This is a genomic window from Klebsiella sp. JN_Kp127 (genome assembly GCF_040062505.1).
Classification (GTDB): domain Bacteria; phylum Pseudomonadota; class Gammaproteobacteria; order Enterobacterales; family Enterobacteriaceae; genus Klebsiella; species Klebsiella quasipneumoniae.
Genome location: NZ_JBEAHS010000031.1, coordinates 204,021 through 229,344, shown reverse-complemented (window position 1 = coordinate 229,344; position 25,324 = coordinate 204,021). Strand labels below are relative to the sequence as shown.

Annotated in this window: 27 protein-coding genes; 9 read left to right on the top strand and 18 right to left on the bottom strand. The window is 59.4% G+C overall.

The genetic code is table 11. The features are described 5' to 3' along the window. Positions 1-192: 192 nt before the first annotated feature. Positions 193-1,374 carry a nitrate regulatory protein NasR gene (gene nasR, locus ABLV04_RS09565; protein ID WP_348815638.1) on the bottom strand — a complete coding sequence of 394 codons (1,182 nt, stop codon included), beginning with the start codon at positions 1,372-1,374 and terminating at the stop codon, positions 193-195. A gap of 68 nt (positions 1,375-1,442) precedes the next feature. On the opposite strand from nasR, the gene ABLV04_RS09560 reads away from it, so the two are divergent. Continuing rightward, positions 1,443-1,796, top strand: a complete 354-nt coding sequence (locus tag ABLV04_RS09560) for a DsrE/DsrF/TusD sulfur relay family protein (protein WP_180265592.1) — start codon at positions 1,443-1,445, stop codon at positions 1,794-1,796. Positions 1,797-2,034: 238 nt separating this feature from the next. Then, a complete protein-coding gene (locus ABLV04_RS09555) occupies positions 2,035-2,277 on the top strand; it encodes a DUF1883 domain-containing protein (RefSeq protein ID WP_002910387.1) in 243 nt (80 codons plus the stop codon). 56 nt (positions 2,278-2,333) lie between these two features. Here ABLV04_RS09555 and ABLV04_RS09550 read toward each other — a convergent pair whose 3' ends face one another. Continuing rightward, a complete protein-coding gene (locus ABLV04_RS09550) occupies positions 2,334-3,014 on the bottom strand; it encodes a gamma-glutamylcyclotransferase (protein WP_023290144.1) in 681 nt (226 codons plus the stop codon). Between the two features lie 136 nt (positions 3,015-3,150). Then, the gene (gene chaB, locus ABLV04_RS09545) at positions 3,151-3,381 is read right to left on the bottom strand and encodes a putative cation transport regulator ChaB (protein ID WP_023290145.1); all 231 of its coding nucleotides are present in this window, start codon (positions 3,379-3,381) and stop codon (positions 3,151-3,153) included. Positions 3,382-3,644: 263 nt separating this feature from the next. On the opposite strand from chaB, the gene chaA reads away from it, so the two are divergent. Continuing rightward, entirely contained in the window at positions 3,645-4,745 is a 1,101-nt protein-coding gene (chaA, locus tag ABLV04_RS09540; protein ID WP_065881264.1) for a sodium-potassium/proton antiporter ChaA, read from the top strand. Between the two features lie 87 nt (positions 4,746-4,832). On the opposite strand, the gene kdsA is transcribed toward chaA, so the two are convergent. The 6 genes from kdsA to hemA are packed head-to-tail and all read right to left on the bottom strand — an operon-like array spanning position 4,833 to position 10,164. Further along, positions 4,833-5,687: a 3-deoxy-8-phosphooctulonate synthase gene (kdsA, locus tag ABLV04_RS09535; protein ID WP_002910393.1), complete on the bottom strand. Its 855-nt coding sequence runs from the start codon at positions 5,685-5,687 to the stop codon at positions 4,833-4,835. Between the two features lie 39 nt (positions 5,688-5,726). Next, the gene (gene sirB1, locus ABLV04_RS09530; RefSeq protein WP_017899847.1) at positions 5,727-6,539 is read right to left on the bottom strand and encodes an invasion regulator SirB1; all 813 of its coding nucleotides are present in this window, start codon (positions 6,537-6,539) and stop codon (positions 5,727-5,729) included. A 3-nt stretch (positions 6,540-6,542) separates the two neighbouring features. Next, entirely contained in the window at positions 6,543-6,935 is a 393-nt protein-coding gene (gene sirB2, locus ABLV04_RS09525) for an invasion regulator SirB2 (protein WP_008804389.1), read from the bottom strand. Further along, positions 6,935-7,783, bottom strand: coding sequence for a peptide chain release factor N(5)-glutamine methyltransferase (gene prmC, locus ABLV04_RS09520; RefSeq protein ID WP_032453303.1), 849 nt, complete (start codon positions 7,781-7,783; stop codon positions 6,935-6,937). The genes sirB2 and prmC overlap by 1 nt, the downstream gene beginning before the upstream one ends. Then, positions 7,783-8,865 carry a peptide chain release factor 1 gene (gene prfA / locus ABLV04_RS09515; RefSeq protein WP_004203214.1) on the bottom strand — a complete coding sequence of 361 codons (1,083 nt, stop codon included), beginning with the start codon at positions 8,863-8,865 and terminating at the stop codon, positions 7,783-7,785. Before prfA ends, prmC begins: the two co-directional genes overlap by 1 nt. Positions 8,866-8,907: 42 nt before the next feature. Beyond that, on the bottom strand, positions 8,908-10,164 hold the full coding sequence (gene hemA, locus ABLV04_RS09510) for a glutamyl-tRNA reductase (RefSeq protein WP_023290148.1): 1,257 nt from the start codon (positions 10,162-10,164) through the stop codon (positions 8,908-8,910). Between the two features lie 271 nt (positions 10,165-10,435). On the opposite strand from hemA, the gene lolB reads away from it, so the two are divergent. The 4 genes from lolB (at position 10,436) to dauA (ending at position 14,956) form a co-directional block, all read left to right on the top strand. After that, positions 10,436-11,047: a lipoprotein insertase outer membrane protein LolB gene (gene lolB / locus ABLV04_RS09505; RefSeq protein WP_023290149.1), complete on the top strand. Its 612-nt coding sequence runs from the start codon at positions 10,436-10,438 to the stop codon at positions 11,045-11,047. Beyond that, on the top strand, positions 11,047-11,895 hold the full coding sequence (gene ispE, locus ABLV04_RS09500; RefSeq protein ID WP_348815646.1) for a 4-(cytidine 5'-diphospho)-2-C-methyl-D-erythritol kinase: 849 nt from the start codon (positions 11,047-11,049) through the stop codon (positions 11,893-11,895). Before lolB ends, ispE begins: the two co-directional genes overlap by 1 nt. A 183-nt stretch (positions 11,896-12,078) precedes the next feature. Continuing rightward, positions 12,079-13,026 carry a ribose-phosphate diphosphokinase gene (prs, locus tag ABLV04_RS09495; protein WP_002910407.1) on the top strand — a complete coding sequence of 316 codons (948 nt, stop codon included), beginning with the start codon at positions 12,079-12,081 and terminating at the stop codon, positions 13,024-13,026. Between the two features lie 250 nt (positions 13,027-13,276). Further along, on the top strand, positions 13,277-14,956 hold the full coding sequence (gene dauA / locus ABLV04_RS09490) for a C4-dicarboxylic acid transporter DauA (RefSeq protein WP_064157472.1): 1,680 nt from the start codon (positions 13,277-13,279) through the stop codon (positions 14,954-14,956). On the opposite strand, the gene ABLV04_RS09485 is transcribed toward dauA, so the two are convergent. Together ABLV04_RS09485 and ychH are read right to left on the bottom strand one after the other, a co-directional pair. Then, the gene (locus ABLV04_RS09485) at positions 14,957-16,003 is read right to left on the bottom strand and encodes a MerR family transcriptional regulator (RefSeq protein WP_180265591.1); all 1,047 of its coding nucleotides are present in this window, start codon (positions 16,001-16,003) and stop codon (positions 14,957-14,959) included. A 221-nt stretch (positions 16,004-16,224) separates the two neighbouring features. Further along, a complete protein-coding gene (gene ychH / locus ABLV04_RS09480; RefSeq protein WP_002910437.1) occupies positions 16,225-16,500 on the bottom strand; it encodes a stress-induced protein YchH in 276 nt (91 codons plus the stop codon). A 272-nt stretch (positions 16,501-16,772) separates the two neighbouring features. Here ychH and pth point away from each other — a divergent pair, with 272 nt between their 5' ends. Beyond that, the gene (gene pth, locus ABLV04_RS09475; RefSeq protein ID WP_004180389.1) at positions 16,773-17,357 is read left to right on the top strand and encodes an aminoacyl-tRNA hydrolase; all 585 of its coding nucleotides are present in this window, start codon (positions 16,773-16,775) and stop codon (positions 17,355-17,357) included. A 117-nt stretch (positions 17,358-17,474) separates the two neighbouring features. Beyond that, positions 17,475-18,566 (top strand): redox-regulated ATPase YchF, encoded by a 1,092-nt coding sequence (gene ychF, locus ABLV04_RS09470; protein WP_002910443.1) that lies wholly within the window; start codon positions 17,475-17,477, stop codon positions 18,564-18,566. A gap of 87 nt (positions 18,567-18,653) precedes the next feature. Here the strand turns inward: ychF and ABLV04_RS09465 are convergent, their stop codons facing one another. The 7 genes from ABLV04_RS09465 to tssF all read right to left on the bottom strand — a co-directional run bounded on the left by ABLV04_RS09465 (position 18,654) and on the right by tssF (position 25,319). Beyond that, complete coding sequence (locus ABLV04_RS09465; protein WP_064154427.1) at positions 18,654-18,983, bottom strand: DUF1869 domain-containing protein; 330 nt, start codon at positions 18,981-18,983, stop codon at positions 18,654-18,656. An 83-nt stretch (positions 18,984-19,066) separates the two neighbouring features. Next, positions 19,067-19,981: a sugar ABC transporter substrate-binding protein gene (locus tag ABLV04_RS09460; protein ID WP_032453309.1), complete on the bottom strand. Its 915-nt coding sequence runs from the start codon at positions 19,979-19,981 to the stop codon at positions 19,067-19,069. Between the two features lie 131 nt (positions 19,982-20,112). Beyond that, positions 20,113-21,528, bottom strand: coding sequence for a VasL domain-containing protein (locus tag ABLV04_RS09455; RefSeq protein WP_048297772.1), 1,416 nt, complete (start codon positions 21,526-21,528; stop codon positions 20,113-20,115). A gap of 19 nt (positions 21,529-21,547) precedes the next feature. Further along, positions 21,548-21,991, bottom strand: a complete 444-nt coding sequence (gene tssE / locus ABLV04_RS09450; protein ID WP_048297773.1) for a type VI secretion system baseplate subunit TssE — start codon at positions 21,989-21,991, stop codon at positions 21,548-21,550. Position 21,992: 1 nt separating this feature from the next. Continuing rightward, entirely contained in the window at positions 21,993-22,529 is a 537-nt protein-coding gene (tssJ, locus tag ABLV04_RS09445; protein ID WP_178944678.1) for a type VI secretion system lipoprotein TssJ, read from the bottom strand. After that, on the bottom strand, positions 22,510-23,526 hold the full coding sequence (gene tssG / locus ABLV04_RS09440; protein ID WP_074186634.1) for a type VI secretion system baseplate subunit TssG: 1,017 nt from the start codon (positions 23,524-23,526) through the stop codon (positions 22,510-22,512). The genes tssJ and tssG overlap by 20 nt, the downstream gene beginning before the upstream one ends. A 29-nt stretch (positions 23,527-23,555) precedes the next feature. Beyond that, positions 23,556-25,319, bottom strand: coding sequence for a type VI secretion system baseplate subunit TssF (gene tssF / locus ABLV04_RS09435; RefSeq protein WP_064154423.1), 1,764 nt, complete (start codon positions 25,317-25,319; stop codon positions 23,556-23,558). Positions 25,320-25,324: the final 5 nt, after the last annotated feature.

The window sequence follows — 25,324 nt, the reverse complement described above, 5'->3', positions numbered from 1 at the left end:
GGACGCCTTTATCCACGGACACCCGAACCGCCATTGGTTCGTCGCCCGGACTTTTATTCACTCACTAATGCTAATGCAAAGGGGATGCCAGCTTTGGCTATGGCGCACTGGCGGGCTTTTCCTTTCGCTCTGGTCGGTTTGTCAGGCAAAAGTGCACCGCCGACAGGCAGCGAATGCCCATCGATTGTGCATCTACTCCTTTGGGGTTAATGGCCAGATCGCCTTCACCATCAGCAGCGCGCGGGCTATCTCAACCATCCGCTGATTCTTGTCCATGGCCATCTTGCGCAGCGTCTGCCAGGCCTGCTCCTCCGGCATCCCCTGGTGAGTCATCAGCAGGCTTTTCGCTTTTTCGATCAGCTTGCGTTCCTCGAGCGCGTCTTTCAGCGAAGCCAGCTGGCTGGAGAGCTGTTGCAGCTCATAGGCCTGCTGGCGCACCAGCGGCAGCAGCTGTTTATCCAGCCGCGGCGTCACGCTGTCGCTCTCCTCCCCGGCCAGCCAGCCAGGCGCGTCGTCTTCTAACAGCGCGTCGGTGGCGTCCAGCAGATCGTCGATCAGTTGCTCTTCCACTTCGCGCAGTTGCTCAAGCCGCTGGGTTTGCAGGCCGAACCAGCGCAGCGCCGTTTCCCCGCCGTCCGCCGCCGGCTGGCGGGTGCAGGCGATCCGCCGCAGTTGCTCGATGTCCAGACCGGCCTGGCACTCGGTCGTAAACAGCTGGACCGTCGCCGGACTGCCCAGCGCCTGGAAGCTGTCAAAGCAGGGCTGCTGACCATCAATACGGTCCACCAGCTGCTGGCGCAGGCTGTCGCTGAACTCGCCGCGGGTAAAGCCCAATGCTCCCAGCGCGCGCTCCTGGCCCACCAGCTCTTTTCCCTGCATAAAGCTGTACAGGGCGACCATACGCCCGGCTACCGACGGGTCGTCAATGCTGTCATTGAGCTGCGGGACGATATTCAGCAGATGGCGGATAATACGGCTGAACTGCTCCGTCGCGGCTTCAGCGGCGACCTGCCGACGGCTGACCTGCTCACGCAGCGCCGGGAGCTGCGCCAGATCGCCGACCGCCCGGGCGATGCGCCAGCACAGCGCGCTGCCGGCGACCGCGCGCGCCCGTTCGAGGGCGGCATAGAACAAGGCCAGCCGCTCATCAACCAGCGCCCCACCCGCCCGACACTCCGCCGCGTACAGCTGACCGCCCGAGCAAAGAAAAATATTCGACGCCCCGCGCTCGCACTGCAGCATATGCACCAGCGCGCTGAGCTGACTTGCCAGCTCGCCCAGCCGGGCAAGTTGCTGAAGCTGTTTTTTTTGCAGGCGGCGCGCCAGCTGCAGCCAGGCCGTCGCCTCGTCCGCGTGACCAGTCGTATTATTCATACCCCTCCTCCGGGTTAACGCTTTATACTGCGGTAAAGCAATAACCGTGCCTTTAAGAAGGAGTTTGTATGCAACGTATTGTGATTATCGCCAACGGCGCCGCCTACGGCAGTGAATCCCTGTTCAACAGCCTGCGCCTGGCCATTGCCCTGCGCGAACAGCAGTCCGACCTCTATCTCAAGCTGTTTTTGATGTCCGACGCCGTCACCGCCGGGCTGCGCGGGCAGAAGCCGGCGGAAGGGTATAATGTGCAGCAGATGCTGGAGATCCTCACCGCCCAGCAGGTTCCCGTGAAGCTATGCAAGACCTGCGCGGACGGCCGCGGGGTCAGCGCACTGCCGCTGGTTGATGGGGTGGAGGTTGGCACTCTCGTTGAGCTGGCCCAGTGGACCCTGGCGGCAGATAAAGTGCTGACCTTCTAAATCTGCGCCGCCGAACGGCAGGAAATATCAGGTTTCGCCGCCTGAAGAGGTAAAAAAAACGTTAGCTGAATGCTTTCAGGAACAACGTCATTTTTGTTTAATCTTTATCCCTTTTTTTGATCAAAATCAGCATCCCGACCCGCGCCGTTTGGTGTGATGCACAGAGCAAAGTGTGAACAATATCACGCGAGGACTGGGTGGGCAGGATGCTGTAGCGGGACAGAAACGGGGTACAAAAATGGCGATGGTAAAAGCAAGTTTGACGTTGTTTGGCGGTGACACGCTGGTGGTGCGGTGCTCAGAGCGCTGCCATATTCATCTGATGAGCGCGAAGGTTCCTGGCGACAGCCATGCGGATATTCTGAGCGTGCAGGATCGGGACAGCGCCTATCTGACGGTGCCCTACAGCGGCACCTGGAACGTGCTTATCGACAGTCACAGCCAGTCACTGGAGCACTCCATCAGCTACGTTCCGGCCTGACAGTCACTGCCTTAACACACGCCCGGCCATGCCGGGCGTTTTTCTTTTCCGCGCGCTCAGGCCAGGCCCGGCGTCGGGCTGTCGCCCAACAGCGCGCGGACGCTGGCCACCAGATCATCAAGACTGGCGTCGTGCATCCCGAGCTTACTCAACGCCTGTTCCAGCGAAAACAGGTACTGAGCGTTGGTGCCGAGCGGCCCGCTGGCCCGGGCGATCAGCGGAGCAATGACCTGGGCGCTGGTATCCGGCTCAAATAGCGGATGACGCGGATCCATAATAAACACCAGCGCATTTACCGTCCGCCCGTCATCCAGCTCCAGCTTGCACCAGGTGGGCAGATAGCAGCCGGTAATCATCTCCCGTTTCCACAGCAGCGTCAGCTCTTCTTCCAGCGTGTCGTCCGGCAGACGATAAGCGACGCCGGTGGTTCGACCGCCCTCTTTCAGGGCCAGCATACGTCCCGGCTGGCAGGCGCTCCCGCGCCCGGCGGTCAACCGCAGGCAAAACGCGCGGTGCCAGCCCGGCAGCGTGCCGGTGCAGGACTCGCGATAATTGAGCGCCGGGTTCCAGATAAGCGAACCGTAGCCAAAGATCCATACTGAGCCATCATCCGGGCGGCAGGCCAGCGTCGCCGCCAGCGAGGCTGCGCGTTGTTCTGCCGACCAGAGTAGCGATTCCTCAATAGCGCCAAACGCTGTCTTACAATCCGCATTCATCAAGAAATCACGAGTTAACACTGTTTACTACCTCCGCCACTGCCCGCTTCCCGGCGTTCGTCTCATGCATCCGTCAATATTGCTGAAATATTATCCAGCTTTATCTTTCAATAAGCAATCAGCGGGGCGCTGGCAAGCATAAAAGCGGCGTCAGCAATTATTTTTTCTTATGCCACTTATCGTCATCGCCTTTCTCGTAACTGTTTTTCACCGCCGCCCAGGCGACTTTGTGCGCCGTCTCTTCACGGCTGGCGTCATCGCGCCGCTCGTCTTTATCTTTATATTGATCCCAGGCGCTGTTAAACGCTTCTTTATAAATTTCCTGCGCATGGGCAGGCAGAACATGCTGAACGCTGTCGGGGAGCTCTTGTTTACTGTTATAGGGCATAATGACCTCCTGTTTGAGCATAAAATTTAAGTCTGGAACGCAGGCGGCAGGCTATCAAGCCGATGATGAGTTAAAAATGAATATTAGTAATTATCTGAATAGTAAGTATAAAGATAGCGTAATCGCAAATTATAATAAACTAATCAAGATATCTCTCGATACCCGTAAACTTAAGTAAAAATACAGCAGAAATTTAGCAATATCTGTTACTTTATCGCCCTGCGTTTTTATAATTATAACACCTGCATAAATGGAGATGGTTCATGACCCATGCACATGAGGCGGTAAAAACCCGCCATAAGGAGTCTTCTCTCGTCTTTCCGGTGCTGGCGCTGGCGGTGCTGTTTTTCTGGGGCAGCAGCCAGTCACTGCCAGTGGTTATCGCGATTAATATCCTCGCGCTGGTCGGTATTTTAAGCAGCGCCTTCAGCGTGGTCCGCCACGCCGACGTCCTAGCCCACCGCCTGGGCGAACCCTACGGCTCCCTGATTCTCAGCCTGTCGGTGGTTATCCTTGAGGTCAGTCTGATCTCCGCGTTGATGGCCACCGGCGACGCCGCGCCGACCCTGATGCGTGATACGCTCTACTCCATCATTATGATCGTCACCGGCGGTCTGGTCGGTTTCTCCCTGCTGCTGGGCGGGCGTAAATTCGCCACCCAATATATGAATCTGTTCGGCATTAAGCAGTATCTTATCGCCCTGTTTCCGCTGGCGATTATCGTGCTGGTGTTTCCCATGGCGCTGCCGGGCGCGAACTTCAGCACCGGGCAATCGCTGCTGGTGGCGGTGATTTCGGCGGCCATGTACGGCGTTTTCCTGCTTATTCAGACCAAAACCCATCAGAGTCTGTTTGTTTATGAGCATGAAGACGACGGCGATGATGACGACCCGCACCACGGTAAACCGTCCGCCCACAGCAGCGGGTGGCATACCGCCTGGCTGCTGGTGCACCTGGTGGCGGTGATCGCCGTCACTAAAATGAACGCCAACCCGTTGGAAACGCTGTTGACCAGCATGGATGCCCCGGTGGCCTTCACCGGCTTCCTCGTGGCCTTGCTGATCCTGTCGCCGGAAGGCCTTGGCGCGCTCAAAGCGGTGCTCAACAATCAGGTACAGCGGGCGATGAACCTGTTCTTCGGCTCCGTGCTGGCCACCATCTCGCTGACGGTCCCGGTGGTCACCCTCATCGCCTTCCTGACCGGCAATGAGCTGCGCTTTGGCCTTGGCGCGCCGGAGATGGTGGTGATGGTCGCCTCGCTGGTGCTGTGTCATATCTCCTTCTCCACCGGACGCACCAATGTGCTGAACGGCGCGGCCCATCTGGCGCTGTTCGCCGCCTACCTGATGACCATTTTCGCCTGACCTCGCTTGCCCGTCCGGCGGAGTCCGGGCGAAAAAAAAGCCTGCCGGTTTTGACGCCGGCAGGCTTTTTCAGTGATGCGGTCAGGCTTACTTGCTGGTATCCAGCTCGTCGAAGCTTTTCACCAGATCGTCAATCGCTTTCATCTGCTTGAGGAACGGCTCCAGTTTATCCAGCGGCAGCGCGGACGGGCCGTCGCATTTCGCGTGGTCCGGATCCGGATGCGCTTCGATAAACAGACCGGCGATACCCACCGCCATACCAGCGCGGGCCAGCTCGCTCACCTGCGCGCGGCGACCGCCGGAGGCAGCGCCAAACGGGTCGCGGCACTGCAGCGCGTGGGTGACGTCGAAAATAACCGGCGAGTTGTTGGAGGCTTTCTTCATCACGCCGAAGCCGAGCATATCCACCACCAGGTTGTCGTAACCGAAGTTCGCGCCGCGGTCGCAGAGGATCACTTTGTCGTTACCACCTTCGATGAATTTATCGACGATGTTACCCATCTGGCCCGGGCTGACGAACTGCGGTTTCTTGACGTTGATCACCGCTCCGGTTTTGGCCATCGCTTCCACCAGGTCAGTCTGGCGCGCGAGGAAGGCGGGAAGCTGGATCACGTCCACGACGTCAGCCACCGGCTGCGCCTGGCTGGCTTCATGAACGTCGGTGATGATTTTCACGCCAAAGGTCTGCTTCAGCTCTTGGAAAATCTTCATCCCTTCTTCCAGACCCGGCCCACGATAGGAGTGAATGGAGGAACGGTTGGCTTTATCAAAGGAGGCTTTGAAGACGTAGGGGATGCCAAGCTTCTGCGTAACGGTGACGTAATGTTCGCAGATGCGCATCGCCAGATCGCGTGACTCCAGCACGTTCATCCCGCCGAACAGCACGAACGGCAGGTCGTTCGCTACGTTGATATCACCAATGCTAACCACTTTTTGTTTCATAAATTCGCCTTATCAGGGTGTAACCGGAATGGTTCCAGACTAATGCAATGTAATTTGTTTGTGCGAAATCGTGTTGATTTGTGCGCGGATCATCTCGCTGATCGGATCCTCCGGACACTGTTCGACAAAATAGCTCAGGTCCAGCAGCGCCACGTGATCGCAATCCAGCTGGGCGTATATCAGCCCGCGGTCGCGGATCTCATACGGATCTTCCGGGTTAAACTGCAGCAGCGCTTCGCTGGCGCGCAGGGCCAGCTCCATCTGCCGCTCTTCCATCAGCGCCGACTTCAGGGTGTCCAGCAGCTTGCGGATCACCTCGGCGTTATCCGCTTCGTCGAGATCTTCATTAAACAGTTCCGCCACCGGCCCGATGTTGCCCTTCAGCCATACCTCCAGGGTATGTTCGTCGAGGGTTTCGCCGTTGAACGGATTAATCAGCCACATCTCTTCGCTGGTTTCCGGGTCCGCGCGCAGCAGCATCTGGGTCGGGAAGATCACCGGCACCACCGGCAGCCCCAGGCGCTGAGCGATCCACAGCAGGATCGCGCCTAATGACACCGCGCTCCCCTGGCGGTTGACCAGCACTTTATCGAGCCATAGCGCGTCGGATAGACGATAAACGCCCTGCGAGGCGCCAAAGCCCCACTCCTCGTAAAACAGCGCCAGCAGGCGTTCTATCTGGCGTTCCTGGTCCCACGAAGGCGCAATCTCCTCCTGCGCGAGGCGCAGCAGCCGCTGCAGCTCTTCCTCGACAAAACGCGTCGGAAAATCGTCGCGGACCTGTTCAGAAATGAGGACCATGCCATCACACAATGGCGCTTTGTTAAATTCGAAATCCGCTAATGACCCCATGACCTACCCCAGTATCGGTATTCTTGTGATGGCGAGTTGAATGATGATAAACAACACCACCAGCGCCAGCAGGAACGCGATAAAGCGGCTCTGCTGGCTGCGCGGACGACGACGGCCCAGCGCGATAAAACCTAATGCGATGTAAATGATAACGCCAAACAGCTTTTCAGTCAGCCATGCGCCGTCTTCTGTGAACGGCAGGTAGTGCGTTATCGCCATTAATCCCGCACCGCTGAGAAACAGCAGCGTATCGCTGCAGTGCGGCGCAATTCGCACCCACCGCTGGTTCAGCAGCGGGCTCTGGTGATACATCCACCAGTAACGTAAAACGAACAATCCTACCGACACCACCACGCTGGCGATGTGCAGGTAGAGGACAGCCGTGAATAAGTTCATCAGCCAACGTTCTCCATGTCGGGTAAACGTCCGAGGGTCAGACGCTCATTGTCGCCATAGTCGCGGCAGGTCGCGACATCCAGATAGCCCGCCTCGCGAAACAGGGCGCGTACCGCTTCGCCCTGGGTCCAGCCATGCTCCAGCAGCATCCAGCCGCCGGGCTGCAGATACTGCCGCCCCTCGCGGATAATCTGCGCCAGATCGGCCAGCCCCTGGTCGCCTGCCACCAGCGCCGTCAACGGCTCAAAACGCACATCGCCTTCGGCAAGATGCGGGTCGGCGGCGTCGATATAGGGGGGATTGCTGACGATCATGGCGAAGCGCTGCCCGGCCAGCGCACTGAACCAGTCGCTTTGCCGTATCGTCACGTTAGCAATGCCCAGATGAGCGGCATTACGCAACGCCAGCGCCACGGCGTCCGGCATCACGTCCACCGCGATCACTTCACAGTCAGGACGTTCGCTGGCCAGCGCCAGGGCAATGGCGCCGGTCCCGGTGCCGAGGTCGAGAATACGGCACGGCGCGACGGGCAGACGCGCCAGCGCCTGCTCCACCAGACATTCGGTATCCGGGCGGGGGATCAGCGTCGCCGGGGAGACAAACAGCGGCAGCGACCAGAACTCCCGCTGCCCGACCAGATGGGCGATGGGCTCCCCGCGCTGGCGTCGCTGCAGGAGCGCCTCCAGCGTCGTCGCCTCGTCGGCGGACAGCGTCGTTTCGCCGAAGGCCAGGATCCAGGTGCGCGCCCGACCGGTGACGTGTCCTAGCAGGATCTCGGCGTCGCGTCGCGGACTGTCGCTCTCCGCCAGGCGGGCGATTGCCTGCTGCAGCCAGGCCTGAAAGGTCATCATTCCTGCTCGGACAGCGCCGCCAGCTGATCGGCCTGGTGTTCCTGGACAATCGGCTCAATCAGCATGTCGAGTTTGCCCTCCATCGCCTCATCGAGACGGTAAAGGGTCAGGTTGATGCGGTGGTCGGTCACGCGGCCCTGCGGGAAGTTGTAGGTACGGTTGCGATCGCTGCGGTCGCCGCTGCCCAGCAGGTTGCGGCGCGTGGAGGCTTCCGCCTGCTGACGCTTGGCCACTTCGGCGGCGCGGATCCGCGCCCCCAGCACCGACAGCGCCTTGGCTTTGTTTTTATGCTGGGAACGTTCGTCCTGACACTCCACCACGATGCCGGTGGGCAGGTGGGTAATACGGATCGCCGAGTCGGTGGTGTTAACGTGCTGACCGCCCGCGCCGGAGGAACGGAACGTATCGATGCGCAGATCCGCCGGGTTGATATCCGGCATTTCCGCCTCCGGCAGCTCCGGCATCACCGCCACCGTACAGGCGGAGGTGTGGATACGCCCCTGCGACTCGGTGGCCGGCACGCGCTGCACGCGATGGCCGCCGGATTCAAATTTGAGCCGGCCATAGACGCCGTCGCCGCTGATCTTGGCGATCACCTCTTTAAAGCCGCCGTGTTCACCTTCGTTGGCGCTGAGGATCTCCACCTGCCAGCGGCGCGATTCCGCGTAACGGGTGTACATGCGGAACAGATCGCCGGCAAACAGCGCCGCTTCGTCGCCGCCGGTCCCGGCGCGCACTTCCACGAAGGCGTTACGCTCGTCATCAGGATCTTTCGGCAGGAGCAGGACCTGTAGCTGTTGCTCCAGCTGTTCGCCTTTATCTTTGGCGTCCCGCAGCTCTTCCTGCGCCATTTCGCGCATTTCCGGATCGTCGAGCATCATCTGCGCGGTTTCAATATCCTCCTGCACCTGACGCCAGTCGGTATAGCAGCGCGCCACATCGCTTAGTTGAGCATACTCCCGCGACAGCGCGCGGAATTTATCCTGATCGGCAATCGTCGCGGCATCGCCGAGCAGCGCCTGCACTTCTTCGTGGCGCTCGTACAACGCTTCCAGTTTGGCAACAATAGAAGACTTCATAGGCGTGAATTCACCCTGTCCTGAAAATAAGAGAAAGGTGCGCTATTCCAGCCCGAGGCTGTTGCGCAGAATATGCAGGCGTTCGTCGTCCCCGTCACGGGCGGCCTGCTGAAGTGATTTGGTTGGCGCGTGGATCAGGCGGTTGGTGAGCTTACGCGCCAGATCCTGCATAATTTCCTGGGCATCACCGCCCTGCTCCAGCGCGGCCAGCGCCTTCGCCGTCAGCTCCTCACGGACCTGCTCGGACTGAGAACGGTATTCGCGAATGGTCTCGCTGGCGCTCTGCGCGCGCAGCCAGGCCATAAATTCGCTGGTCTCCTGCTCGACGATCGATTCCGCCTGCACCGCCGCGGCCTTACGCTGCGCCAGGTTATGCTGAATGATGTTTTGCAGATCGTCGACGCTGTAGAGGTATGCGTTAGCCAGTTTGCCGACCTCCGGTTCGACGTCGCGCGGGACGGCGATATCCACCAGCAGCATCGGCTGGTTGCGCCGCGCCTTGAGCGCACGTTCCACCATGCCTTTGCCGATGATCGGCAGCGGGCTGGCGGTGGAGCTGATAATGATGTCGGCCTCTTTCAGCCGTTCGTCGATATCGCTGAGGGCAATCACCTCGGCGCCCACTTCTTCCGCCAGCGCCTGGGCGCGTTCACGAGTGCGGTTGGCGATCACCATTTTGCGCACGTGATGTTCGCGAAGATGGCGCGCCACCAGTTCGATGGTTTCACCGGCGCCGACCAGCAGCACCGTCACGCTCGACAGGGATTCAAAGATTTGCCGCGCCAGGGTACAGGCGGCGAACGCGACGGAAACGGCGCTGGCGCCGATATCGGTTTCGGTACGCACGCGCTTGGCCACCGAGAACGATTTCTGGAACATCCGCTCCAGTTCGCTGACGTTAAGATGGCCGCGGCTGGAATCGGCGAAGGCTTTTTTCACCTGACCGAGGATCTGCGGTTCGCCCAGCACCAGCGAATCAAGGCCGCTGGCGACGCGCATCAGATGGCTGACGGCATCGTTATCCTGGTGCCAGTAGAGGCTTTTACGCAGGTCTTCTTCATTGAGGCCGTGGTAATCGCACAGCCAGCGGATCAGCGCTTCCTGCAGGTTATCCTGCTCTTCTACGCTGAGATAGAGTTCCGTGCGGTTGCAGGTCGACAGCACCACCCCACCCTGCACCATCGGCTGAGCCAGCAAGCTCTCCAGCGCCTTATCGAGCGTTTCCGGCGAAAACGCAACGCGTTCTCGCAGGGCGACCGGCGCTGTTTTGTGATTGATGCCAAGAGCTAAAAGGGTCATTGTGAGGGAGTAGTACCAGCGTTGCTAAGGTTAGTCTGAGTGCATCATACAGGATGCGCGTAATCAATAAAAGAGAGGCTCCCCTTTTGGAGTAATAGCCAAAGCAAGACCGCCATTAAGGTTAATTTTTTGATTTCAGACAACTTGAACGTAGACGCTATCGCCCGGCGACGCTAGCATTAAGGATTATAAATGTAACCTGCTACACAAATCGGCCCGCTGTTCCCCTGCCGCCGGATTTCACTGTAGACATCAAGGATTTGTCATCATTATGAATCGACTGTTCCGCCTGCTGCCGCTGGCCAGCCTCGTCCTGACCGCTTGTTCTGTTCATACCCCCGAGGGGCCTGGCAAAAGCCCGGATTCGCCGCAGTGGCGCCAGCACCAGCAGGCTGTTCGCAGCCTCAACCAGTTCCAGACCCGCGGGGCGTTTGCCTATCTCTCCGATGAGCAAAAAGTCTATGCCCGCTTCTTCTGGCAGCAGACCGGCCAGGACCGCTATCGCCTGCTGTTGACCAACCCGCTGGGCAGCACCGAGCTGTCGCTGACCGCGCAGCCTGGCAGCGTGCAGTTGATCGACAACAAAGGCCAGACCTACACCGCCACCGATGCCGAAGAGATGATTGGCCGCCTGACCGGGATGCCGATCCCGCTGAACAGCCTGCGCCAGTGGATCATCGGCCTGCCGGGCGACGCCACCGACTATTCGCTGGACGATCGGTACCGTCTGCGTGAACTGAACTACACGCAAAACGGCAAAACCTGGCACGTCACCTACGGCGGCTACACCAGCGATACCCAGCCCGCCCTGCCGTCTAATGTCGAGCTGAACAATGGCGCCCAGCGCATCAAGCTGAAGATGGATAACTGGATCGTGAAATGATGAGCCGCTGGCCCTCACCTGCAAAACTGAATCTGTTTTTATATATCACCGGCCAGCGGGCCGATGGTTACCACACCCTGCAGACGCTGTTTCAGTTCCTCGACTACGGCGATACGCTGACCATCGAACCGCGCGCTGACGGCGAACTGCGCCTGCTGACGCCGGTGGTCGGAGTGCCGGACGAAGAGAATCTGATCGTTCGCGCCGCGCGTCTGCTGATGCGCGCCGCCGGCGAAAGCGGCCGCCTGCCGGCGGGCAGCGGCGCCGATATCAGTATCGATAAGCGCCTGCCGATGGGCGGCGGTCTGGGGGGCGGCTCGTCCAATGCCGCCACCGTGCTGGTGGCGCTCAACCATCTCTGGGGCTGCGGACTCTCGGAAGATGAGCTGGCGACCCTTGGCCTGCAGCTGGGGGCCGATGTGCCGGTCTTCGTGCGCGGCCATGCCGCCTTTGCCGAGGGGGTAGGTGAAATTCTGACGCCGGTGGAGCCTGAGGAAAAATGGTACCTGGTGGCCCATCCGGGCGTCAGTATTCCGACGCCGATCATTTTTCGCGACCCGGAGCTACCACGAAATACCCCGCGCCGGTCAATTAATACGTTATTAAATTGTGAATTCAGCAACGATTGCGAGCTTATCGCAAGAAAACGTTTTCGCGAGGTTGATGCCGCGCTTTCCTGGCTGTTAGAATATGCGCCGTCACGCCTGACCGGCACAGGGGCCTGTGTGTTTGCTGAATTTAACACCGAATCCGCTGCCCGTCAGGTGCTGGACACTGCCCCGGCATGGCTAGATGGCTTTGTGGCGCGCGGAGTAAATCTCTCGCCGCTCAAGCAGGCCCTGCTCTGAATCCTGCGCCGTGAGGGCGCATCGTTCATGAGTCAGCCGGGGAAATTGAGTTACGGTGACAACGTCACCCTGTTCCAGACGTTGCATCGTGCTCTTTAAATACACCGACTGGATCGAATGGCGCCAGCCCGCACATTATTGGCCCATTCATCCACCACTGGACGCATGCCTGAGGTTCTTCTCGTGCCTGATATGAAGCTTTTTGCTGGTAACGCCACCCCGGAACTAGCACAACGTATTGCCAACCGCCTGTACACTTCTCTTGGCGACGCCGCTGTAGGTCGTTTTAGCGACGGCGAAGTCAGCGTACAAATCAATGAAAACGTACGCGGTGGTGATATTTTCATCATCCAGTCCACTTGTGCTCCCACCAATGACAACCTGATGGAACTGGTTGTTATGGTTGATGCTCTGCGTCGTGCTTCGGCAGGTCGTATCACCGCCGTTATCCCTTACTTCGGTTATGCTCGTCAGGACCGTCGTGTTCGTTCTGCTCGTGTGCCAATCACCGCGAAAGTGGTGGCAGATTTCCTGTCCAGCGTCGGCGTTGACCGCGTGCTGACCGTTGACCTGCACGCAGAACAGATCCAGGGCTTCTTCGATGTGCCAGTTGATAACGTGTTCGGCAGCCCAATCCTGCTGGAAGATATGCTGCAGCTGAACCTGGACAACCCGATCGTGGTTTCTCCGGACATCGGCGGCGTGGTTCGTGCTCGCGCTATCGCTAAACTGCTGAACGATACCGATATGGCTATCATCGACAAGCGCCGTCCGCGCGCCAACGTCTCCCAGGTGATGCATATCATCGGCGACGTCGCGGGTCGTGACTGCGTGATGGTCGACGATATGATCGACACCGGCGGCACCCTGTGTAAAGCGGCAGAAGCGCTGAAAGAGCGCGGCGCGAAACGCGTATTCGCTTACGCGACGCACCCGATCTTCTCCGGCAACGCTATCCAGAACATTAAAAACTCTGTGATCGATGAATTTGTCGTCTGCGATACCATTCCGCTGGCACCAGAAATTAAAGCGCTGGATAAAGTGCGTACTCTGACGCTCTCCGGTATGCTGGCTGAAGCTATTCGCCGTATCAGCAATGAAGAATCAATCTCTGCTATGTTCGAACATTAATCGAGCCGAGCACAAAAACCCGCTGCGGCGGGTTTTTTTGTCTCTGAATTTTTAATTCTTCCACAAAATCATTCGGCATGCGTCAAGGCGGCAAGTGAATGAATCCCCGGGAGCGTACAGGCAGTACGTGACCGGGATAAATGAACGCAGCCAACACAGAGGCATCCCGAAGGATGATGTGGCAATGACCGATGCCTCCTTCACCTGCCATTCAGTTGACAGATGATGCGCTCATGGATGAAACATTATTGTGAACAGATTATTTTCCTCACATGTGATGCCTTTCCGCGCCCTCATCGACGCTTGCTGGAAAGAAAAGTACACCACTGCCCGCTTTACCCGCGACCTGATCGCCGGGATCACCGTCGGGATCATTGCGATTCCGCTGGCGATGGCGCTGGCGATTGGCAGCGGTGTGCCGCCGCAGTACGGCCTCTATACCTCAGCGGTGGCAGGGATTGTGATCGCCTTAACCGGCGGATCGCGCTTTAGCGTTTCCGGACCGACCGCCGCCTTTGTGGTGATCCTCTATCCGGTTTCCCAGCAGTTCGGCCTGGCGGGGCTGCTGGTGGCGACGCTGATGTCGGGGATCTTTTTAATGCTTTTCGGACTGGCGCGCTTTGGCCGCCTGATCGAATATATCCCGCTGTCGGTCACCCTCGGCTTCACCTCCGGGATCGGTATCACCATCGGTACCATGCAGATTAAAGATTTCCTCGGCCTGCAGATGCCCCATGTGCCGGAACATTATCTGCAGAAAGTGGCGGCGCTGGCGATGGCCCTGCCGACCATTAACGTCGGGGACGCCGCCATCGGCGTCGTCACCCTCGGCACCCTGATCCTCTGGCCGCGGCTGGGTATCCGTCTGCCGGGCCACCTCCCGGCGCTGCTGGCCGGCTGTGGGGTGATGCTGGTCGTCAACTTGCTCGGCGGCGATGTGGCGACGATCGGCTCGCAGTTCCACTATCAGCTGGCGGACGGCACTCAGGGCAACGGCATTCCGCAGCTGCTGCCGCAGCTGGTACTGCCCTGGGATATGCCGGGTTCCAACTTTACCCTGAGCTGGGCTTCGCTGCAGGCGCTGCTGCCCGCGGCTTTCTCCATGGCGATGCTGGGCGCTATTGAATCTCTGCTGTGCGCGGTGGTGCTCGACGGCATGACCGGTACCAAACATAAAGCCAACAGCGAGCTGATTGGCCAGGGGCTGGGCAACATCGTTGCGCCGTTCTTCGGCGGGATCACCGCCACCGCGGCGATTGCCCGCTCGGCGGCGAACGTCCGCGCCGGCGCCACATCGCCGATCGCCGCCGTGATCCACGCCCTGCTGGTGATCATGGCGCTGCTGATCCTCGCCCCGCTGCTTTCCTGGCTGCCGCTGTCGGCGATGGCCGCCCTGCTGCTGATGGTGGCATGGAACATGAGCGAGGCGCATAAAGTCATCAATCTGCTACGCCACGCGCCGAAGGACGACATTGTGGTGATGCTGATGTGCATGTCGCTGACGGTGCTGTTTGATATGGTGATCGCCATCAGCGTCGGGATCGTGCTGGCTTCGCTGTTGTTTATGCGCCGTATCGCGCGCATGACCCATCTGGCGCCGGTCAACGTCGAAGTGCCAGACGACGTGCTGGTGCTGCGGGTGATCGGTCCGCTGTTCTTTGCCGCCGCCGAAGGTCTATTCAACGACCTGGAGACCCGGATCGCCGGCAAGCGCATCGTGGTGCTGAAGTGGGACGCGGTGCCGGTTCTCGACGCCGGCGGTCTGGATGCCTTCCAGCGCTTTGTGAACAAGCTGCCGGAAGGCTGTGAATTGCGCGTATCTAACCTCGAATTTCAGCCGCTACGCACGTTAGCGCGCGCCGGCGTCAAGCCGCTGCCCGGACGCCTGAGCTTCTACCCCGATCGTCAGGCCGCGCTGGCTGACCTGTGATCACCCGGCGGCAGGCCCCTGCGCCTGCCGCATCAAGGCTCCGGTCGCCTGCTGCAGCCAGCTCAGCACCGCCGGCGTCATCCAGGTGCCCTTCATCAAATGCGGCTCCTGCTCCATTGCCTGACGAAACTTCTGCAACGTCTGCGGCCGGGTGCCGGCGTAGGACTGAAACAGCTCAAGCCACGCCCGGGCCAGCGCCTGACCCGACGCCGAGTCCGGCGCTACGCCCTCACGGCACGCCTGATGCAGCTTCGCCACCAGCGCTGGCCACTCCTGTAGCCGGTCGAAGTAGTGCCGGCGGGTGAACGCCATCTCCTCGTCGTCGAGATACCGCGCCCAGATAGCCAGTTTGCTTTCGGCAAAGGCTTCGGTGATAAAGGCAATGATGGCCGGGGTGACGCCGGTCTGTTCAACCATTTGCGGCTCGGCGGCATGCATCTCGTTCAGGCGGGTCAGAAACTCCGGGCGCCCAGCCGTATCCTGCTCCAGGCGCTCCATCCAGCGCGTCGCCAGACTCATCGCCTGCGGACTGTCCGTCGGGCAGCCGCTCGCCATCAGCGTCTGCACCTCCTCTGTTAGCTCGCGCCACGCCTGCGCGCGCTGTTCATCCTGTGCCGCAAACGGCAGCACGGCTAACTCCTGTTGACTAAACCAACGATCGTACATTTTCATTAACTCCAGCGTAAGTAGCCAGGACTCCAGATCGGGTTCATTGCCGCTCGCCAGCGCCTCGCGCAGCGCCAACAGCCGGTCGCGCAGCCTGCCGACATCGCGCAGTTGGTCATTAAGCGTCTCTATCTGCTGCGTCAGCAGTTCGGGCAGCGACAGCGTTCGCCGATCGAGATAGTCCTTGATGGTGGCGAGCGTCAGCCCGGTCTGCGCCAGCGCCTTGATCATATGCAGGCGCTGAACCGCGGACAGGTTATAGAGCCGATAGCCCGCCTCGCTTCTGGCCGAAGGCGTTAACAGCCCCGTCTGTTCATAATGATGCAGCGTACGCACCGTCAGCCCGGCGCGCTTCGCCAGCTCTCCCACCTGAATTAACATGACTGCTCCTCTCTGTGGCCAGGACCGCTACTCTGCTGCCTGACGTAACGTCAGGGTCAAGCGAAAAACGCGCTTGATATTCACTTTTGGCGGCAACCATAGCATCCCGAAGCTCAGGTCGGAACGGGGGTCGTCAAATGGCGGGAAAAAGAAGAAGAGATAACGAGAGGCACAGTAAAACGCATCGGTCTTCAGGGACCGATGCGGGAATCATGCTACGGTTAGCTGTGGCGATGCTGATTACGACGGCAGCGTTTATCGTAGTGGCGCACCCACCAGTAGCGGTCGCTGACCTGCTCGTGACCGCCAATACGGGCACCGGCCAGCCAGAGCACCGCACCAACGAAGATGCTTAAGATTGCGCCATGCGCAAAGAATTGTGGCAGGTTAAGCTGCGGAAGCTGGTTCAGAATGGAGTAACCCACCCCCACAACCATCACCACCAACCCTAACCCCATGAGTACGTTACCGAGTAACGAAGCGTTTTTGCGTTTCATGTGTCACCTCCGGACTTTGGGTTGCCAGGGAATGTCCCCAAATCTTATAGGTGTAGTATAGACAAGGTCTCTTCTGTGGAGTGCGCCCACGATCACATTAGTGAACAGCAAATAGACAAAAATTTACAAATAAGCCTATGAACAATATCAAATTCTAATGATTTAGAGAGTAAATCATCAATGCTGGTATTGTCTCGAGGCCAGAACTTTGTCAAGCGCGCCCGCAGACAGTACACTACGCGGCAGAGAATGCCCCATGCAGGAAAGAAAACGTGACCATTAAACTGATTGTCGGCCTGGCCAACCCCGGTGCGGAATATGCCGCCACCCGGCACAACGCTGGCGCCTGGTATGTGGATTTACTGGCGGATCGCCATCGCGCGCCGCTGCGCGAAGAGAGCAAATTCTTCGGCTATACCTCGCGCATCAACCTGGCGGGCGAGGATGTTCGCCTGCTGGTGCCCACCACCTTTATGAACCTTAGCGGTAAAGCCGTGGCCGCGATGGCGACCTTTTATCGCATCAACCCGGACGAAATTCTGGTTGCCCATGATGAGCTGGATTTACCGCCGGGCGTGGCGAAATTTAAGCTTGGCGGCGGCCATGGCGGCCACAACGGCCTGAAAGACATCATCAGCAAGCTCGGCAATAACCCGAACTTTCACCGCTTACGCGTCGGGATCGGCCATCCGGGCGACAAAAACAAGGTTGTCGGCTTTGTCCTCGGCAAACCACCGGCCAGCGAGCAGAAACTGATTGATGATGCCGTCGACGAAGCGGCGCGCTGTACGGAAATCTGGTTAAAGGATGGTCTCACTAAAGCGACCAACCGTTTACACGCCTTTAAGGCGCAATAAGCCGTTGTCGTGCGGCATTTTTGCCGCGCACCGTGTATAATAGGCAAAGCTATTCAATTTTCTGCAATCTGTTCCTGATAACAGATTGATTATCCAAAGATTAAGGTGATTTAAATCATGGGATTCAAATGCGGTATCGTCGGTTTGCCCAACGTCGGCAAATCCACCCTGTTCAATGCGCTCACCAAAGCGGGTATTGAAGCGGCCAACTTCCCCTTCTGTACCATTGAGCCGAACACCGGTGTCGTACCGATGCCCGATCCGCGTCTGGACAAGCTGGCTGAAATCGTCAAACCGCAGCGTATCCTGCCGACCACCATGGAGTTCGTTGATATCGCGGGCCTGGTGAAAGGCGCGTCCAAAGGCGAAGGTCTCGGCAACCAGTTCCTGACCAACATCCGCGAAACCGAAGCTATCGGCCATGTGGTTCGCTGCTTTGAAAACGACAATATCATTCACGTGGCAGGTAAAGTAAACCCGGCGGAAGATATCGACGTTATCAACACCGAGCTGGCGCTGTCTGACCTTGATACCTGCGAGCGCGCGATTCACCGCGTCTCCAAAAAAGCCAAAGGCGGCGATAAAGACGCGAAAGTTGAGCTGGCCGCGCTGGAGAAATGCCTGCCGCAGCTGGAAAACGCCGGTATGCTGCGCGCGCTGGATCTGACCAAAGAAGAGAAAGAGGCCATCCGCTATCTGAGCTTCCTGACCCTCAAGCCGACCATGTACATCGCGAACGTCAACGAAGACGGTTTCGAGAACAACCCATACCTCGATCAGGTTCGCGCTATCGCCGAGCAGGAAGGGTCTGTAGTGGTGCCGGTGTGCGCCGCGGTTGAAGCGGACATCGCCGAACTGGACGATGAAGAGCGTGATGAGTTTATGGCTGAGCTGGGTCTCGAAGAACCGGGCCTGAACCGCGTGATCCGCGCTGGCTACGCCCTGCTGAACCTGCAGACCTACTTCACCGCTGGGGTGAAAGAAGTTCGCGCATGGACCATCCCGGTCGGGGCGACCGCGCCGCAGGCAGCCGGTAAGATCCACACCGACTTCGAAAAAGGCTTTATCCGCGCGCAGACCATCGCTTATGAAGACTTTATCGCCTACAAAGGCGAACAGGGCGCGAAAGAAGCCGGTAAAATGCGCGCTGAAGGTAAAGACTACATCGTGAAAGATGGCGATGTGATGAACTTCCTGTTCAACGTCTAATCCCGCTGGCTGGCGTTTCTGCCGCCATCGAGTAATAAAAAATCCACGCTCCGGCGTGGATTTTTTTCCTGTGCGCAAGGCGGCGCGCTACTCCACGATATGGGTCTCTTCTGCCGCCTCGTAGCCATCAACGATCTGCACAATCTTTTTTAACTCGTCCTCAATAAAAGCCGGGGTGGCGCTTTCCCCTGAGACCGGGTGATGAAGCTCCACCGAGATGCCGCTGGCGGCATTGGTCAGCGACAGGCTGATCTCCTGCGGATCCGCCGCAGACGAGGGTCGCCCGATATGCTGCGCGATGGTCGCCGCCACCACGCGCGTATCAACTTCCGCGAGATGCCCCCACCTCATTTCAACATGCCCCTGCTGCCCTGCCTTTATCACCTGCAGCGTGTAGCCGCTTTTTGCCGTTGCCATCTCTTTTCCTCCGGTTTCGTTGCCCGGGCGTCATATTCTCAGCCCGGTTTTATCAGCAAAGTTCGAACATTTCTGCCTTGCCGTTAATGACTCTTTTCCACATAGGTCTGCATGTTTTCTTTGGTCACTAACTCAAACGGGATCCAGACATGGGACTCGACTTTTTCTCCTTTAATCAGCTTCAACGCCACCGCTAAGGCCGTTTTGCCCTGACCAACGGCATCCTGGAAAACCGTTACCTGGATCTTATCGCTGGCCAACGCTTTCAGCCCATCCGGCGTGGCGTCGATGCCGCCGATCAGCAGCTTCTTCTGGCTCTTCTCCAGCGCCATCGCCGCGCCAATCGCCATCTCGTCGTTGTTCGCCGCCACAATATCAATCGCTTCCCCGTTGCCTGTCCAGTTCTGCATCAGATCCATTCCCTCGCTGCGGGAATAGTTGGCCGGCTGTTTCTGCACCACTTTCATCGCCGGATATTTGGCCACCACCTGCTCTACGTCCCTGGTGCGCTGCAGCGCGCCGGCATCGGTGAGATTACCAATCATGATGGCGACGTTGCCTTTGTAGTTCGCCAGCTTCGCCAGCGCTTCCATCTGCAATGTGCCGGACTCCCGCTCGTCCGAACCGACAAACACCACGCCAGGGGGTAACGTTTTGTCCCCCGGCGTCCGGTTCACATACACCAGCGGCATCCTGGCCTGCTGCGCCATCTTCGTCAGCTGCGGGGTGCTGGCGGAGTCCACGGGGTCAACGATGATCGCGTCCACGCCGGAGGCAATGAAGCTCTGCACCTGATCGGCCTGGCGCCCGGTGTCGCCGCGGGCGTCTTCGAACTGCACCTCGACCTGGCGGGCATGAGCTTCTTTCTCAATGGACTGACGAATAATGGTGAGAAAGTTTTGATCGAAGTAAGCCATCGAGACGCCGATCTTCTCCGCCAATGCCGAAGCGGAACTGGCCAGAAGGCCAACTAACAGGATGATGTTACAGTGCTTCATAGCATGCCCTCAGAGGTCGAAATAAAATTTTCAATATAAAATTAAACGGTATATTTAAATCATTTTCAGACTACGAAGGGCGTAGAGTTCTTGCAATCATGATGTAAAGAAAATGTTGCCATGCGCACACTTTATTTCACCGCCTCACTCACCGAAGGCCCACCGGTTGCGGGTCGCGCAGCGGGCGGTGGCGCCGGCTGTTTTCGCTTCAGCAGGGCATACTCCACGATCAGCTGTTGCAGATGCAGTTCGGCGAGACTGCCGCGGGCGGCTGGCCAGGGTTGACCTGCGGGGAGCGCGGCCAGCTCGCGCAGCTGCTCTTCCAGCGGAACGGCGCGGTTAAGCGACTGAATGATGGCAAACACCGCCGTTTTCAGTTCGCTCACCGTCAGGTACTTCCCCTTCTGCTCGTCGAGGGCATTGAGCTGATCGGCGAGCCGTTGCAGCTGACGCATGCCCTCCGCCCAGCCGGTGAGGTTTTCCGCGGGCAATGCCGCAGCGCTTAGCTGCCGCTGCCACTGCTGCGCCAGGGGCTTTGCCTGTTCCGGCCAGCGGCTCAGGGCCAGCTGGACCAGCCGGTCGCCGTAGCTTATCGCCCAGTCCGGCGCCAGCTGGGCGAGATCGTCAAGCTGGCGCTGCGCCTGGCGCAGATCGACCGGCGCGTGGGGAGATGCCCCCGGGAGGTCCGCTAGCGGCCCGGCCTGTTGCGTCATCACAGTTGGCGGCAAATCGGTCTGGCGCAGCGCCAGCCATCCACCGACGGCGATGCCCGACACCGCCAGCATGGTGACCATTCCGGCGATAAATGGCTTCCAGCGCGCCGCGGCGACCGGAGTCGATGCCATCCCTGGCGCGGGCCGCTTTGCTGGTGAAGACGGAGCCAGCGGCTCAGCCTCTGGTCTACGTTGTCGTTCTGGCGCTGGCTCAGCCTTCGCAGCATCCTCTTCGCTGACCAGAGCGTCGGGAAGTGCCGCCTCAGACATCGCCACCGGCGGCGCGACGGGAGGCGCTGGCGCAGGGTCGAGGTTCTCGAAGCGGGTTGCCGTGCTGCGCAGCAGCGCCCGCAGGTCACTAAGCGGGTTTTCAGGCGCGATCTCAAGGCGCTGGAGCACCGCGTCGAAGGTTTGCAGCGAACACTCAGCCTGGCTAAGCGACGCAAGATCGTCCGGGGTGAGGTTCAGGGTGCGGATCACCTGCCGCAGCCGCTTGCTCAGGGTGCGGAAAATCTCGGTGCGGGCCGGGAGCGTCTGCGGCCACAGGTTTTTACCCTGGTGGGCCAGCAGCGTTTCCAGCAGCGATAGCCCCTCGTTGATCCCTGCCAGGCCGTCCAGCCTGGCGCGGGCCAGCGTATACCAGGCGACAGTCTGCAGATCCGCGCCGTGATGCTCCAGCAGCGCACGGGCAAGCTGCTCGGCATACGGCCAGTTAATATCCGGCCGCGCCGGGTGGCTGAGCTTGTTCATTTCCGCACGCAGGGCAATAAAATCAGCCAGCGTGCGTGGGTCGCCACCGATTTTATAGCGGCGGTCTTTATGTGTTGTCATCATGATGTCTTTCAGCGAGAGATTAGAGGGCGGAGCGGGCGTCAAGGTACTGCTGACGTTTAAGGTGGCGGATCAACACCCTGCCTTCAGGCATAAACTCTGTACCGTAACGTACCAGACCGATATCCTTCAGCTCAGCATCAATGGCATAGCGCAGTTCGCCGGGCGCATCCTGATCGAGCATCACCACCGCGATCCGCTGCAGGCGCGGTTCGTATTTCAGCAACACCGCCGACAGCGTGCTCATCAGCTGATGCGCCGACGCCGGCATGCCCTGGAGGATAGCGGTCATATCCGGCAGGCCGTAGTCCGGCAAATGCGCCAGCGTTCCGGCCCGACAGTTGAGGATGCGCTGCATGTTATCGAGCACCGACAGGATGACCTGATCCGTTTCGCTGACGTTGTTCAGGTCCAACCCGCCGGCGAAATTGCCGTAGAGGATGTCGTACAGGGAGGGACGAGGCATTTCACTTCTCCTTAAGCGGGTGCAGCGTCAGTTGATTTTGGCTGGCTTCGATAATGCGCGGTCTCGCCGGGTCGAGATCGTCCCGGGTGAGTACCAGCCGCCAGCTATTTAGCGTCAGGTCTGGATCGATAAACATGGCCGCCACCGCCACAAACTGCGCGCTGTTTTCCATGGGCATATCAACGGTCACCGATTCGCCCGGACGCAGGCGAATATCTTTTTCCGCCACCCGGTCCGCCTGCAGCGCCTGGCCATCGCCGGCAAACAGCGACGGGTAGTCAGTATTGTCAAACGCCTGCCGGTCCTTCAGCTGGTAAATACGCACCACCGTCGCCAGGGAGGCGCCTTTGGCGTTGTTATTCACGCCTTCCCGGGCGCGAAGATCCAGATGAAGCGTTTTCACCTGGGGGTAAAAAATAGACTGGGTCACGGAAACGGCGCCGTCTTTTACGGTCTGCGTCAGGCCGCAGCCGGTTAAGAGGGTGACCATGAGGAATGCCAGTAACGTGGCGGAGGGTTTAACTGCGGTAATCGCCATCTTCATCGCTCTCCCTGCGGTGGAGGTTTTCCCGGACGCGCTGATAGCGCCCCAGATAAATCGTGATCCTGTCGTCAGCCTGCTTCTGCGCATCCAGCGGTTGCAGCACAGCCGTTCTCCCGAGCTGGACGGCATGCGCCTGCTGGCAGCAAAGTTGCGCATTCGGCAGTAAATGGCGGGCGACGCAAAGCTGCAGCCGCACGTCGAGATGAGATCCGAGCCAGACGTGCAGGAGCGCCATCAGGTCGCTGAACAGTTCGCCGCCGGGCAGCCAGCCGCGGACCTCATCAGGCTTTTCCGTCGCCAGCTGCAGCAACACCTGACCGTTCACATCCGTAGCGTGAGTTCCCATCACTGGCCGATGTTGCAGGCTAACCGGCTGGCGGACGCTCATCGCTAACGGCTGCGACAAGGGGATCCGGCAGGGATCGTGGTGGTACACCGTCGCCCGGGTCCCCGGAGCCAGTAGCGCCACCAGCGCCTCCATGCCTTCCCCGGATCTCCCCGGCAGCATCATTACCGGCAGCAACGCCAGAAATCGCGACAGCGGCGCTGCGGCAACGGCGGCACATCCCGGTATACCCAGCCCCGCCAGGCCCAGCAGATACTGCGAGGTGTTGTCCGTGCCACCCGCCCGAAAGGTTGCCGGGTAGGAATATTTGCGCCAGATACGGTAATACTGGACGATCAGCCGATGGTTAAAGATATCGAGAAAATCCTCGGTCGCCTCGACGCCTTCCCGCCGTTGCGCAATGTCATCGCTATAGTGGGTCGGCAGCGGGGATTCCACGCCGTAGAGTCCCATAAAAGCAACGCGCACCGTCGGCAGCCGGGACGGTTCGGGATCGTCCATTCCACGGATTTCGCCGGCCGGGAAACCCATCCCCGGATGAGGGCGAAAGCGTATGGGTTCATCACCTAATAGCCAGCCGCTGCCGATGATCGGCGCCTTCGGCTGGATCTCCTCCAGCAACTGGCAGAAGCGGTAAAAATTCATGTACGGCAACTGAGGCCGGAGCTGCGCCATCAGCCGGGCAGGCGCAGACTGTGATTCTCTTTCCACCGGATACATTTCCCTTCAGGTTGAACAATGAGCGTTAGCTGGTTGAACTGATTCATATCGGCATACAGCGCGAAAAAGCGGTTGAGCATGTCGCCAAACAGATGGACATCCCCCATGCCGGTAAATCCACTGCCGTCGAGCGTCACTTCGATATCCAGCCCGCGCAGCAGGAATCCCTGTTCGAAACGCTGAATTCGGTGATGGCTGACCGCCAGAATGGCGTCCAGACGACGGTTATTGAGCTCATCCTCCCGCCAGTTGTAGAGCGACAGCGTACCGCGCAGTACCTCGGCGCTGCTCATCATGTTGAGAAAACGGGTGCCCAGATGGCTCATGACCCGCCAGTGGTAGCGGTCTTCCGCCGGGGGATATGCCGGCAGCGTGGGTTTACAGAGATTACGGACGGTAAGCGGCGTGGCTGATATCGACTCACAGCGATCCAGCAGCGTGCTCTGTAGCGCCCGGCGCGGCAGCTGGCCGTTAGTGCCGGTGATGCGCAAGGAGACCGTTTCCCGCGCCAGCGCCCGGTCAGCCTCCCATTGCTGTCCGCCGAGGATAAGCCAGGTATCGTGCATGCCGGTGACGCCCCGTTTGACGCGGGTGTGGTAGTAGCGCTCCGGCGCATGGCGACGCATCATTCCCCCCTGGTGACGAAAGCGGGTGAAAGGCACATAGCGCGCCTCCCCGGTGCGCCCGGAGCCGGTCACGCTGTCGACAGAATAGATTTCGGTATGCCCGTCCTGCAGGCGCTTCGGACGCAGGAGGTATTCGCTCTCCAGCCCGCTGATGGTCAACGGATCGGCCTCGAGGGTAAACAGGTTAATCACCGGCACACAGTGCAGGCGCAGGCTGCTTGCGCTGACGGGTAAATCGCTTTGCCAGACCTCGCTGAACACCACCTCAAGCGTGAAATCCGATATCCCCGCCGGCAGGGTGATGTTTTCGAGGCCATTTAGCTGCACGAACATAAATTTTTCGCGAAAGGTGAAATACTCGAGCAGCAGCTGATAGCCGCTGAAAGCGCTCTCCCCCTTCGGCCATAAACGATCCTCCTCGCTGAATCCCCCCGGCGAAAAATAGCCGTCCAGACTTACCCGCTCCGCCTGCCCTGGCAGACGCAGGTAAATCGCGGCCTGGCGTCGGGTCAGCCACAGATGAAGAGCGCTGCCGGTAACGGCGTCTTCCCCCAGGTACAGCGGCAGGCGGCGGAGATCGGTCTGCGACCAGTCTGCCAGCTCGCTACAGGTGAAGCGTAGCCGCAGGACCGAACGTCCGTCCGGATCCGCCGTCATCACCGCCTCCTCTATCGCCAGCGGATTAAGCGTCAGATCGCGGGTGGTTCGGTACCGGCACACGGTATTTTTCGGCCCCAGTGGGCGGGAGCTTATCTCAAACCCGGCGGGCACCGTTTCCACCATCTTCATCGCCGGCAGCGTTGGGGTCAGCGCCACGATCGATAACGACGGAATGGTGCGCAAATAGTGCGGCCACAGCATGCTGACCAGCCCCTCGGTCAGCTCCGGCAGATCATCATCAATTTTTTCGCGCAAGCGACCTACGGAAAAGGCAAAGCCTTCAAACAGGCGCTCAACGTAAGGGTCCGGCGTACCGGCTTTATCGAGATCCAGCATCGCCGCCCGGTCGGGGTGAGCCTGCGCGAACGCTTTTGCCGCCTCGCGCAGGTAGCGCATTTCAGCGTCAAAATATCGCAGGGTTAAATCGTCCATTATGA